The sequence below is a fragment of the Methanosarcina barkeri MS genome (assembly GCF_000970025.1).
In the GTDB taxonomy this organism is placed as follows: domain Archaea; phylum Halobacteriota; class Methanosarcinia; order Methanosarcinales; family Methanosarcinaceae; genus Methanosarcina; species Methanosarcina barkeri.
Genome location: NZ_CP009528.1, coordinates 1,249,032 through 1,262,699 on the forward strand (window position 1 = coordinate 1,249,032; position 13,668 = coordinate 1,262,699).

Consider the following 13,668-nt stretch of genomic DNA (forward strand, 5'->3'; position numbering starts at 1 on the left):
AGATATTTCTTGATAATATTCTGGGAAGGCTTGATTTTCCTGATTTTCCACTTTTTCCATTTGCAGGCTTTTATGAGTCGATTTATGCTGCAAGAGCTGTGCGAATCGTCAATTTCCGTCTATAGTAATTATAGGAGTGTGTTTGAAAATGAGCGACGAAAACAGTGAAAACGGAGGGCTCCAGCGAACAATTGATTGGAAGCAAGGACTTGCAATTGCCCTGGGGGTTCCTGTGCTGATCCTGCCGTCCATAGGTTATTTTGCAAATTATGTCTGGGCCTTTGCAATCATTATCTGGGCGCTATCTGTCTTTCAGGGTTTCATGCAAAATTTTGCTTACGGAGAACTTGCCACAATGTTCCCGAAAGCATCCGGGCTTCCAGGGTACGCCCAGAGTGTTTTTACGGGTAACGCAAATAACCGATATGACCTTAGCAAATTGCTTGGAGGTTTCAGTGCCTGGAGTTACTGGTTTGCCTGGAATCCGGTTCTTGCAATCTATTCAATTTTGATCGGAAGCTATCTTAAAGGCCTGGTCCCTGCACTTGCAGGTGTGCCTGACCTTGTTGTTTACCTGGCGTCCGGTGCAGTCGTATTCGTGCTTCTTATCCTGGTTAATTATCGCGGGCTATCGGGTGGAGCAAAGCTCGGGTACATTCTTGCCGTGCTTTCGCTTGCCCCACTTATCATTATTGCCCTTGCGCCTTTCGTAACCGGGCACTTTGAGATCAGTAATATTACCGGTGCCTGGCTTCCCACAAACTGGAGTTGGGATATCCAGCATATCCTGATCTTGCTCGGGCTTTTTGCAATGGCTCAGTGGAGTGCCTGCGCCTGGGAAACCGCAGCGATCTACGGGCCCGAATATAAACAGCCCAAATCAGATGTCCCAAAAGCCCTCTTTATCTGCGGTGCGATATGTCTTGTGACCTTCATTCTTGTCCAGGCAGCCTGTACAGGAGCTCTGGGAATTGAAGGAATCCTGGACGAACCGGTTTCTCCAATGCTGCCTATAGCCCAGATGACCCTTGGTCCTATAGGTGGATCTCTGACTATCTTCATGTTGATTGCGGCAATGGTTCTTATTATCCAGACTGCCTTCCTTGGAGCTTCAAGGGCCATGTATTCCATGGCTGAAGAAGGAAATCTGCCAGGGTTCTTTGGAAAAATGAATTCACATGGAACTCCAGTCAACGCAATGATCGTCATTGCCCTCCTGAATATGGGTTTCATCTGCCTGGGAACTCCTGCAGCTATAGTTGCAGCTTCAGCAATAGGTTATGTCTGTGCCAACGGGATAAGTCTGCTCGCGTATGTTAAGGCAAAAATTGACCCGAGGTTCTCTAAGCTTGAAAGACCGTTCAAAGCTCCTGGAAGCTGGCAATACGTAGCCCTTTTCTTTGGGTTTTTTAACCTCCCTCTGTGTCTTATTGGGATAATATACCTTAACAGTCTTGAGTTAGGCTGGACTTCAACGATAGTTGGCTTCGTGGTGCTTGCCCTTTATCTCCCTCTCTGGTACTATTCCCAAAATGAAAACAGGACAACTTTAGAGACGGATAATTCCCTATCAGGCGAGTCCACGATATAAAGGGCGCAAAGAGACATTACAAAAGTAAATCCGAAAATTTCCACCGTTTTCATTTTTCGGAAACCGGTCAAACTCGTGAGTCGATAAATATTATCGGATCATGAGTTCTGTTTCTGGTGCAAAAAGGGTTAGCAGAAAATAGGTGGCTACAGGATACATAATCTATATGCGGTAGTATTAATTTATAGATAATAATATTAATTTACAGATAATAATATTAATTTGCAGATAATAATATTAATTTATAGATAATAATATTAATTTACAGATAATAATATTAATTTACAGATAATAATATTAATTTATAGATACTAATATTAATTTACAGATAATAATATTATAGAAAATATGTAACCTTAATAATCCTGAAGCCTCATACTCATTTTTTTATTATCAAAAGACAAAAAGCCTTGAAACTAAAGACATTTTCGCTATCTCAATTCTACGAGTTCATCCCAAAGCCAACTTTTAGTCACGAGGCTAAATAATGTAACTGCTCATGATAAATGAGATTTTTGTTGCAACAATTACAGGCGTGACTTTTATTCTCAATCGGTATATTTTTAAAACTGTTTTCATGATCCAAAGTTTTGAGAATTGCAAATTATAGCTCAAAAGAAACTGTTTTGAGTTTTAGGATTAGCTCTACAAGAAAATAACCATTCTGGCCGAAAATTGAGTAAGGGGTAAAAAATAGAAAAAGTGAGGAAAAATAGAAAAAGTGAGGAAAATAAGTACGAAGAATATAACTTGACTATATCACGTTACAAGGTAAAAAGTCATCATTAGACCTCATATCCCAAGTATATTGTTTGTAGTGAAATTAATAACTGCAATTGGACTAACTGTCTAATCTGACATATTACCTGCAATGAAATAACCTTTGCAACTTATAAGTTATTGTACTTTGATTGGTTATCTTGATATTGAAAAATCAAAAAGTCCAATTGGACATCTGCGTAGTTTATTCTGAGATAGGGCTATAGTTGAGATAGTAATAGTGAAAAAATTCAGTTACGGAGGTATCCAGAAGCTATGGCATTCCCACATACCAAAGCTCTGGTACATTTTTAATGCATTTGCTGGAATTCGGAGTAAGGAAAATTTCGGTTAAACCTGAAATGTTCCTTTTTAGTTCTCCAGAGATACCGTGAGTTTCAGCCAGATTTTCACATAGATCCGGCATGAATCCAGCAGTACTCTTTAATCTCTTCTCAAAAGGATGCAATAATTTCTATCGTTTTTTAATGTTTGTACTTTTAATCTGTTTTTAATGCGCCATTTTTAGTTCATTTTTTATGTCGTTTTTTATTTTACAGTTTTTATTATTGGTGGTTGTTTTATTCCGTTTTTCTTGTCATTTTTAATAATTTTAGCGGTCACTTTATCCTATCTTTCTTGCCATTTTTGTTTATCCTGTGACCATATATCCCGTTTTTAACGCTAGTTCTAATTTATTACTTGCCCTTCCAGAAGTATTCATTGTTCTTTCAGGCAATTATTTTTTGTTGGATTTGTTCTTGTTAACTGGCAAGTGATTTATCTATGGTTTCAATAATATATAGCCCGATTCGCATTGCTCTTGCAAAAGTTTCGGGTAGGAGAAAGAGCTACATGCAGGTTCTAAAGTAAAGTGATATTTTAATGCCGTTAAATTTTTCAACCTAGTCTATCAAAGCTCAGGAAGCCTTTTAGAATCTTTTTAAAAATCAAAATTTTTTTAAATATAACTCGTTTGTAACATAATCTTTTAATAAAAGTACTCTCTATATATATAAGTTAACAATGAGCTCATCTTTGTGTGACACTATCTGGCTTTCTGAAAAAAGAAAAAATCTCCTTCTCCTGCTTATGGAAGGTCCCAGGAATATTGAGCAAATAAAAACCTCTCTCAACGTGACCTCAAAGGCGATGATGCCCCAGATTAAAATCCTTAAAAAACAGGGCCTGGTCCTTCAGAAAGAGAACACTTATATGCTCTCGGAGATTGGAAAACTTGTTGTAGGAAACATGCTCCCTCTCCTGAATACGCTTGAGGTCCTCGAGGAAAACAAGGAATACTGGACAAGCCGGGATACAAGTGTCATTCCCCAGGAGCAATTTATGCGGCTTGGAGAATTGGGTGAGTGCATGGTAATCGAACCTGATCTTAACCATCTGTTTGACCTTCCAAGGGAATTTACGGAGAATCTTATAAAGTCCAGATGCATCATGAGTTCGCTTTCTTACTATCATCCTCTTTATTCGTCGCTTTATTCCAGGCTTGCAAAAAGCGGAGCTGAAATGGAAATAGTGCTTACAAAAGCCGTACTTGAAAGGCTAAAAAATGATTGTAGAGACGAGCTGGAAACCCTGCTCGACTCCGAGAGTACGGTTGTTAAGATCTGCGAGGAAAACCTGAATCTTCCGACAATTGCTGTTACTGAAAAATTCATGTATATCTGCCTCTTCAACAAGCAGGGAAAATACGACCATAGGAAAGTGATGAGTTTCGATGCAAGCGCTCTTCGCTGGGGAAGGGAGCTTTTCATGCATTATAATGAATTGTCTCAAGAAGTAATCGAAATCTGAAGCATGCCTTATCTTTACAGGCAGGACCAAAATAGGCCTTCCACCTTTCTTTCATAACTGGCTGGAGTTTTGACTATGAGATTTAATAATTTCCCCCTGAAATCAAAGCTAGTTATCTACATTGTTGTTGGGGTTTTTCTTGTTCTCGCAGTTTCTACGGCTGTGATCATCAGTACGGTCACCTCCCAGGAAGAAAAGCTGGCTTATCAGAAATCAATTGAAATGGCAAGCAGTTATGCAAACCAGTTCGATACCGGCATGAAAGCTAACAGCGCAGTTGCAAAAACTCTTGCTCTTACAATGGAAAATTACAAGGCTTCCAACAGGACTGAGGTAATAGGCATCCTTGAGAATATCCTTGAAAAAAATCCAAATCTGATTGGGGTTTATGTGGGATACGAGCCAAACGCTTTTGATGGCAAAGATGCAGAATATATTAACGCCTCAGGACACGATGCAACAGGCAGATTTGTTCCTTATTGCAATAAAATTAAAGGTCCTATGACAATTGAGCCTCTTGTCCACTATGATTTTTCTGATTATTACCAGCTGCCAAAAGCCAGAGAAGAAGATGTCCTGACCGAACCCTACTTTTATGAAGGAATATTCATGGTGAGTTATGACTCTCCTATTTTTAAAAATGGAGAGTTTGTAGGGATTGCCGGTGTGGATGTACCTCTTGATTATATGGACGATGTTTTGAGTAAGGTCAAAGCTTTTGACACAGGATACGCCTTCATGGTAAGCAACACAGGCGTCCTGCTCTCTCACCCTACACGCAAGGACTGGATCGGGAAAAAGAGTCTCTACGACTTTAATTCGAAAGAAATATCCAGAGCCGCAGATGATATAAAAAACGGAACTGGCGGATATATTGAGACCCTGGACTCTACCACAGGCAAAACTGTTGTAATGTTCTATGAACCTGTGCGAACCGGAAATCTCGCCTTTGTGCTTGTAATTCCTAAAGAGGAAATGCTTGAAGGTGTTGTTGATCTTCGGAACAGGCTTCTGGTCATTTCTGCAATTTCCATTCTGTTTATGGCGGCTCTTGCTTATATGATTGCTCTTTCTATTACAAGGCCAATAGATGAAATCGTTAAGGATTTCAAGAACATTGCCCAGGATGCGGTTCAAGGAAAACTTGATGTCAGGGCAGACACAGATGTGGAGAGAGATTTCAGAGAAATCCCTACAGGCCTGAATGAAATCCTTAAAGCTGTAATTGTTCCTGTAAGAGAGTCTATAAGAGTAACCAATGCACTTGCAAGAGGGGAGTTAAAAGAGAGGGTAAATGTGGATGTACAGGGAGAGTTTAGAGAACTCGGAAATACACTTGACAAATTCTCAGAAACTTTGAACAGTATTATTGATGATTCAAATGCTGTTCTTACTGCATTCCAGCAGAATGATTTTAAACGGCAGATCAGTATCCATGGGCAGGGTGATTTCAAGCTGCTTACGGACGGAATCGAAGAAACCCGTCAGGCTCTTGATATGATTACAACCCAGAGAAGAGAGGCGGAAAAAGCCCTTCTGGACTATGCGAAAGAACTTGAGCGTTCCAACCAGCTTAAGGAAGAGCTGGAAAGGGTTATCAATACAAGTCCTGTAATTGTGTTTCTGTGGAAGTATGAACCCAAGTGGCCTGCAGAGTTTGTTTCGGAAAATATTACCAGGCTGGGTTATGAGGTAGAGGATTTCACCTCGAACAGGCTTCTTTATGGGGATATTGTGCATCCCGAAGACTTGAAAAAGATGACCGACGAACTTGAAATGAACGTTGAAGCCGGCTGCGCGGACTATACCTCAGAATATAGGATTCTCACAAAATCCGGGGAGGCCCGCTGGGTTGACGAAAGGACATTTATCCAGCGCAGCGAGGACGGCGACGTCCATCTTCAGGGCATTATTCTGGACATAACCGAGCATAAGAAAGCCGAAGATGCACTTCTCCAGATGGAGGAAATCCGCAAAAAAGAAATTCATCACCGCATTAAGAATAATTTGCAGGTGATTTCTATGCTTTTATATCTTGAGTCCGGAAATTTTACGGACAGGGATGTGATCGAGGCTTTCAGGGACAGCCAGAACAGGGTAAAATCAATGGCTCTTGTCCACGAAAAACTTTACCAGTCCGAGGATATGGTAAGTGTGGACTTTGCGGATTATATTGAGAATCTTGTAGATTACCTGTTCCAGTCCTACTCTTTGGACAGCAGAAAAGTGAGTTTGAAGTTGGATGTCGAAAAGGTTTTCCTTGGAATGGATACGGCTGTTCCCCTGGGAATAATTGTCAATGAGCTGGTCTCAAATTCTCTGAAACATGCTTTTGCCGGAGAGAAAGAAGGAGAGATATATATTGAGTTGCACAGAAGTAGAGAAAACTCTACCTTGCAGAATAAGGATCCTGACAACTCCGAAAATACAAAATCCAGGCCGCAGAATAATGAACAGACTGACCTTAACGGCGTAACAGAGGACAAGGATGAGAAGTTGATCCTTATAGTTAGAGATAACGGCAAGGGATTCCCTGAGAATCTGGACTTCCGGAACACAACTTCCTTGGGCTTACAGCTGGTAACAACGCTTGTAGATCAGATTGAAGGGGATATTAGACTTGATCGATGCAGGGGAACAAGTTTCGAGATTAGTTTTCTCAGAAAATGAATTATAAATAATGTGTGATAGTGGTGGAAGGAAGAATAATGGCAGAAGAACGAAAAAAGGTGGAAGGCAGAATTCTTGTCGTTGAAGACGAGCATATCGTTGCAATGGGAATAAAAAAAATGGTAAAGAGTTTGGGGTACACGGTTACCGGTGTAGCCTCGTCCGGAAAGGATGCCATTAGCAAGGCTGAGAGTACTTTCCCTGATGTTGTGCTTATGGATATCATGTTAAAAGGTGATATGGACGGCGTAGAAGCTGCAGGTGAAATCAGGGAAAGGTTTGATGTCCCGGTTGTTTACCTGACTGCTTATTCTGATAATAAGATTCTTGAAAGGGCTAAAAAAACTGAACCTTTTGGTTATATCGTAAAACCTTTTGATGAGAATGATCTGCACAGCAGCATTGAGATAGCCCTGCACAGGCACAGGAAGGAAAAAGAAAAAACGGAATGATTCAGGACGAAAAAGAGCAGAACGAAAGATATTTCGGGAAACAGAAACAGAATGAAATAACAGCTCGAGTGGTCAACAGCAAAGAAATAAGAAAGCCAGATGGCTCAGGAAAAACTCGTTATTTATCTAGCAGGAAACTGTTTTCCCAGGTTATTTAAAAAATCCTGAAATCTTCCGGACAGCCAAAGTTTACTCTTTTTCTTTAAAGACAAAGGTGCCTTCCTATTCTTCCGGCACCTTTTTCCCAACATCTCCCTCAACTTTTACTAATAGTACAATTAAAATTTTTAATAGGATCAAAATATCCCTTGCACCCGGACAAAGTTCTTCCCCTTTGCCATTGACAGGGTCAGTTTAAAGTTCCTATTCTTTTGTAAGTGCCATACGGGGTGGGTTATATATCTTAATTTATATAGGGTTCAATACCGGAAGCAATACAGAAGTTTGCCTTCGGTCCAAGGTTTGTGATAATTATGAAATCATAGTTATTGAAATCATAGTATTGCAATCAAACAGTTATTTAAATCAAACAGTTATTGAAATTCTTGAATTGCTTTCATAACTTAGAGATCGAATGTGTTCGAGTGCTTCTGTTCCGGCCGATAATTTCATTGACAGATTGGAGGATTTAAGCCTGAAATAGGTAGGAAACCTGTTTCAAATCCAGCTCTCTGAAGCTGAATAAGGGTGTAACAGTAACATGGTAGAAGGAAGAATTCTGGTTGTTGAGGACGAGCATATCGTTGCAATGGGAATACGGATAATGCTGAAGAATCTGGGACATGCTGTTACGGGTGTAGCTTCATCTGGAGAGGAAGCCATTAGCAAAGCCGAAAGGACCCGACCTGATCTTGTGCTTATGGATATTATGTTAAAAGGTAACCTGAATGGTATAGAAGCATCAAAGGAGATAATTGCCAGGTTCGGTATTCCAGTTGTTTACCTTACTACCTGTTCGGATCGTAAGCTTCTTGAACAGATCTGGGATACTGGGTCTGGATGTATTGTGAAACCTTTTGATGAAAAGGACTTGGAAAAGAGTATTGATATCGTTCTTTCGCGGTGCGGTTTGGAGAAGAAGGATGTGAAAGAAGACTCGCAAAAGCTTCAAAGCGATTCAGAAAAAACCAGGTCTGCTTCAGGTTACTTACCCGGCCCCGAAGGTTCAAAGTAAACATTCAGGCTGTGCAATAGGTCAGGTGGATTACCAACTGAGGCAAAGTTTAAAACAGTAATAATATTGTTTGGGTTGTGGAAGAATAACAAAATGAAAAAAGTTTCAAAACTAAATTATTTCAGGATATTTCAGGATAAGACGTATACAATCAGAGCACAAAAACATTATAAAAAGTCTTGTTACAAGCCCAGAACAAAGTAAAATTATAAGAATTAAAAAGCAGGTTAATTAAATAATACCTGAGGTTACATTAAATAGCTTTTTAAAAATCTTACTCAATAACTTTTAAAAATCTTACTTAATAACTTTTAAAAATCTTACTCAATAGCTTTTAAAAATCTTACTCAATAGCTTTTTAAAAATCTCACTCTTTTTCTGGCTTCTATTTCTTAGACTCGTACTTTTAATTTGCGAAAACTTCCTACAGAAAATCCTTTAGTTGTAGGGCTCAAAGCGTTAAGTTCATTTGCAGTCTCGCTTAGAGAAAGCATAAAATCCGTCCTTATCCTGAAAATAAGCTCTTCAGGCTCTACACAGCAAAAAAGTGTTGGTTCACCTTCAATTATCCGGACATATCCCTTCTTCTCCATTCCTCTGAGAGTTCCATAAACTTTAGATCTGGGGACTCCGGAACTTTCTGCAATTTCACTGGCTCGCGCTTGTTTAAGGCAGACAAGTACTGCGTAGATTTTAGCTTCGTTTCTGGTAAACCCCAGTTTTTGAAGATTTTCTATAATTTTACGAGTCACTTCCTCCTCCTCCTTTTCACCCATTTTCTGATTAAATTTATCGAATTTGTTGGCTGACTGCCTTTCTTAAAATCCTCACCATTGTCTCAAGACTCTGGACATAGTCCTCTATATCCTTCTCATCTACAAGCTTAAGCAACTCATCGAGAATCTGATTAGAATAGTTATAACACTCTAATCCTTTCTCCGTCAGCGAAACAAGCACTTTCCTTCGGTCTTCCGGGTCAGTTTTCCGAAATACCAATCCTTTTCTCTCCAGATCATCAACCATTCGAGTGAGGCTGCTTTTATCCATACCTGTGTACCTCCCAATGGTTGAGGGCATGATCTCACCTTCCATACCTATGATCTTGATTACTACGGGTTGATTTTTGCTTAGATTTTTGAATTTGCTAATGATTTTCTTCTGAAAAGTCTGTTCAAAAATAAAATTGTCAAGAGCGTCTCTTTCCATCATCAGAAGAATTATTTTCTTCAGAGTTACTTCATCCATTTTATTCACTGTTCCTCTTTACACCTGATTTTGCAATCATAAGCATATTCTCAGGGAGTAATTTCCGAATATAATGAATTATAATAATATTGATTTTTCAATTATACAAAATTAAATAATTGAAAAATCAATAGTTGATAAATCAACAATACTCTAAACCTATTTAAGCTTCACGGTTCACTCATAAACAAAAAAATTGTAAAGTATAAAAACTGGTTGCCTTTGTTTTGCAAAAAAATCTAATTCTCTGTTCCTTTGAACTCAAAAAACTAGTTAACGAAAGGTCAATTAGAAGAAAAGGATTCAGTAACTCTTTAAAATATAAAATAAAAAGTTATATGTCCAGAAACTAATTTTTCAGAAGGTCAGATAGAATTGAAAGGTTTAAAATAGAATCAGACTAAAGACTTAAAACCTGGCTGCAAATTGATTTTATCCTGATCTGTTCCACTATACTCTTTACCTGGAGGTTTGTTCCTGAAAGAAAAGCTTCTTGAGATCAAATCCGTATTTATGGCTTATTTTAAAGAGCGAGAAGCCGAGATCAATGGCTCACTCCTTGCCGTGCTGTCCGGAGAAAACCTCCTTTTTCTGGGGCCTCCCGGAACGGCAAAAACTCAGCTTGCGAAAAATATCTGCCAGTCAATCGAAGGAGGAAATTTCTTTAATTATCTCCTGACAAGTTTTTCCACTCCTGAAGAGCTATTTGGCCCACTTTCCTTAAAAGCCCTGGAAAAAGACGAGTTCCACCGGAAAATCGATGGCTGCCTCCCAACTGCGCATATCGCTTTGCTGGACGAGATTTTCAAAGCGAGCAGTGCGATTCTGAACAGCCTCCTGACGATCCTCAATGAGCACAAATACCATAACGGCAGAGAGCTTGTAGATGTACCTCTGCTTTCGGTTTTCGGGGCATCCAATGAGCTTCCTGATGAAAATGAGAGTCTTGAAGCTCTTTATGACCGCTTTTTATTCAGGTACAGGCTCTCCTACATTCAGGACGATGAGAATTTCCGGGACCTCCTTTTCAGGAGCCCTGAAGAATTCGAACCTGCTGCAACTCTCAGGGTTTCCGCAATATACGAACTCCGAGCACGTGCAAAGGACATGCCTGTTGATCCTGATGTTGAGGTCATTATAACTGAGCTCCGAAAAAGCCTTCAACTTCAGGAAATTGAAATCTCGGACCGGCGTTGGAAAAAAGTTATTCAGGTCTTGAAGGTTGCAGCCTGCAGCAGCGGATGCCCTACCGTGGACAGGACAATGGTACTCCTGCTTCAGCACATGCTCTGGAACTTGCCTGAAGAGCGAGAAACCATAAGAAAAACCGTTTTTGAGTTCGCAATTTCAGGCGGAATCAGCACGGAAAAACTGTGCCAGGAAGCCGAAGACCTCCAGGCTGCGGTAAGTATTGCTCTGAAAAATGAACTTCCTGTAAATATTATCTGCGACAGTTGCGGAGAAGAATTCCTGCTAAGGCAGGAAATCGAAACCCACCATATTTCCCACCCTAATCACAGCTATACCCTTAAAGCTGAAGGATCTTCAAGGATCTATCCCTATAGCAACCTTGTGAAAAAAATTGATTCGCTCCAGGAAGTCGCTGGAAAAGTGAGCACACTGTCACAGGCTCAAAAAGAAATTTTTGAAACCGAATTAGAAGCCCTGGTCGATCGCATGGAACGCGTAAAATACAGGTTTGAAGCCGAAAGAGAACTTCTCAAAAACCTGATGAATGCAAATATCTGGCTCTCAACGCTTGACAGAAACGAGGCTCTCCTTCTTCACGATACCCGAAGTACCGAACTATCAGAGCTCAACGACCTTATATCGAAAAGTCGGTTAATGCTTGGAGTTCAGAGCAGGCAAGCAAAACCTGAACCAAAGCCTGCACTTCAGCCTGCAAAAGAAGCGGGAAAAAGAGAAATTGAAAAAATTTCCGTATCCGATTCGGGCAACAGTGTCAACAGTTTTATGAAGGGAATTGGTTCTCGATTCAAACTCAGATAAAGAGCTCGGATCAGATAGCTTCAAATCAGGTATCTTTAAACTAGGTAGCTTCAAATCAGGTATCTTTAAACCAGGTATCTTTAAACAAAGAAATGTTAAAATCAAATAATCTAAATGAGGTTTTGATATGGAAAGCTCTGGGGATTTTCCAAATAATCCAGGTGCAGCCTCATATGGAACTTACTCCTTTTCAGAAAATAAAGCCTCAGGAAATAAGGGCTTGCAGGATTTGCTTATACTCCAGAATCAGACTGCGACCGTGCTGAAACGGGATCTCAGGAACACAATAGCCTTTCCTCGAACTATTCCCCGTCCAATACGAGAAAAAATAGCCGAAATCATAACTCTTGAGATCCTCTTTGGCCAGCCTTATGAGATTAAGGATCCTAAAAGGTTTATTGAGACTTTCGGAGCTTTTTATCCAATTCTTCTTACCCTGAGAAACTCAAAACCCTGGCCTAAACTCCGAAAAATTGCAAAAAAAAGCCGGGGAGCCGGAATTGCAGGCTTGAAAATTCTTCTGCCTTTGATTTATGAGATCCTGGGACACTTTTCAGAATCAACCAGTGTTTCAGGTACAGAGTGTCTTAAGGAGCTTGATGCCGGAATGGATGAGGTCCTGAGGCAATTTGAAGAAATCCTGAAAGAAACTCTCCTTATGTGGGGGAATTCGGGACCTGCGGAATTTTCAGGGAGGAAAGACCATGAAATGAAAAATTCCGGAGAATCTGCCCTTGTCGACGTTGTTCTGTCATTCATGCAGAAAGGAGGGTACCAGGAGTTTCTGGAAAGAGTTATGGAGGGGCTATACAGGAGAATGAACGAATTCGTTTCGGAAATGGAAGAAAACCTGGAGCTTTTCGATACGCTTGCTCTGCTTTTTCCCCGGCGCAACTGGAGTTATTCCGTAAAAGAGCTTAAAAAAGAGCCTTTCTATGTGCAGCTTAAAATGCTTAAAAACTATTCGACCTTTTTTGAAAAAAGTCCTGACCTGAAAAAAATTATAGATTTCATAGGCAGGCGGGAATTTGACCCGCCCTCAGACCATATATGCCTTTCACCTTTCGGGAAAAACCGGATACAGACTGTGCGTTTTTCCGACTCCATTAATAACCTGTTGCCCATGGAAGCCGCAAAACTCCTGAATCCTTCTCTGAAAAAGAAGTTCTATGCAGACATGCTTGAAGGAAAGCTCCTGAGCTACCAGCTCCTTGGAAAGCATTACACAGGCCCTCCACGCATAAAACCCAGAGGCCCGATGATAGTGCTTGTGGACACTTCCGGGTCAATGCACGGAGCTCCCCAAACTTTAGCTAAATCTGCGGTGCTGGCTATGGCAAAACTGATGCTTTCCCAGCAGAGGGACATGAAAGTTATCCTTTTTGCCTCGACAAACCAGCACCTGGAAATCGAACTTAGCAGCAGGAAAAAAATGTCCGAAAAATTCCTTAATTTCCTTCTCTATACCTTCGGCGGAGGGACTGACTTCAATACCGCCCTTGCCTCAGGCCTTAAGTCTCTGAAAGAAAAGGATTTTCAGGGTGCAGACCTGCTCTTTATAACCGATGGCAAATCAGAAGTTTCTGACGAACTGGTACTGGCCCGCTGGGAGGAAGCAAAAAAGAAGTATAACGCAAAGGTCTATTCACTGATAGTAGGCAGCAGCGGAGCAGGAGGTTTGTCTGAAATCTCGGATTATATTTATTTTGTAGAAATGGAAATGGATTCTGAGGGCAGAAGTGGATTTGTGAGATTAATCAAATTTACAGGAGAGAAACATGAAAGCCACAGATTCCAATAAGCAGGGAATTAAGAAAGGATTACTAAGAAAGGGTTACTGAGAAAGGATTACTAAGAAAAGGTTGCTAAGAAAAGGTTACTAAGAAAAGGTTACTAAGAAAGGATTACTAAGAAAAGGTTACTAAGAAAAGGTTACTAAGAAAAGGTTACTAAGA

At 40.3% G+C, this 13,668-nt stretch carries 9 protein-coding genes; 7 read left to right on the forward strand and 2 right to left on the reverse strand.

The window, feature by feature from the left end:
- Positions 1–148: 148 nt before the first annotated feature.
- From MSBRM_RS05135 to MSBRM_RS05155, 5 genes are all read left to right on the forward strand, one after another.
- The gene (locus MSBRM_RS05135; protein ID WP_048119280.1) at positions 149–1,591 is read left to right on the forward strand and encodes an APC family permease; all 1,443 of its coding nucleotides are present in this window, start codon (positions 149–151) and stop codon (positions 1,589–1,591) included.
- Between the two features lie 1,785 nt (positions 1,592–3,376).
- On the forward strand, positions 3,377–4,162 hold the full coding sequence (locus MSBRM_RS05140; RefSeq protein WP_048119277.1) for a helix-turn-helix transcriptional regulator: 786 nt from the start codon (positions 3,377–3,379) through the stop codon (positions 4,160–4,162).
- 75 nt (positions 4,163–4,237) lie between these two features.
- Entirely contained in the window at positions 4,238–6,832 is a 2,595-nt protein-coding gene (locus tag MSBRM_RS05145; protein ID WP_048154927.1) for a histidine kinase dimerization/phosphoacceptor domain -containing protein, read from the forward strand.
- 38 nt (positions 6,833–6,870) lie between these two features.
- Positions 6,871–7,284: a response regulator gene (locus MSBRM_RS05150; protein WP_048154930.1), complete on the forward strand. Its 414-nt coding sequence runs from the start codon at positions 6,871–6,873 to the stop codon at positions 7,282–7,284.
- A gap of 700 nt (positions 7,285–7,984) precedes the next feature.
- Positions 7,985–8,458: a response regulator gene (locus MSBRM_RS05155; RefSeq protein ID WP_048119268.1), complete on the forward strand. Its 474-nt coding sequence runs from the start codon at positions 7,985–7,987 to the stop codon at positions 8,456–8,458.
- Between the two features lie 392 nt (positions 8,459–8,850).
- On the opposite strand, the gene MSBRM_RS05160 is transcribed toward MSBRM_RS05155, so the two are convergent.
- Complete coding sequence (locus MSBRM_RS05160) at positions 8,851–9,210, reverse strand: TrmB family transcriptional regulator (RefSeq protein ID WP_048123103.1); 360 nt, start codon at positions 9,208–9,210, stop codon at positions 8,851–8,853.
- 37 nt (positions 9,211–9,247) lie between these two features.
- On the reverse strand, positions 9,248–9,703 hold the full coding sequence (locus MSBRM_RS05165; RefSeq protein ID WP_048119265.1) for a MarR family winged helix-turn-helix transcriptional regulator: 456 nt from the start codon (positions 9,701–9,703) through the stop codon (positions 9,248–9,250).
- Positions 9,704–10,174: 471 nt separating this feature from the next.
- On the opposite strand from MSBRM_RS05165, the gene MSBRM_RS05170 reads away from it, so the two are divergent.
- Positions 10,175–11,713, forward strand: coding sequence for an AAA family ATPase (locus tag MSBRM_RS05170; protein WP_230629248.1), 1,539 nt, complete (start codon positions 10,175–10,177; stop codon positions 11,711–11,713).
- Between the two features lie 127 nt (positions 11,714–11,840).
- Positions 11,841–13,514, forward strand: a complete 1,674-nt coding sequence (locus tag MSBRM_RS05175; RefSeq protein WP_048119261.1) for a vWA domain-containing protein — start codon at positions 11,841–11,843, stop codon at positions 13,512–13,514.
- Positions 13,515–13,668 lie beyond the last annotated feature (154 nt).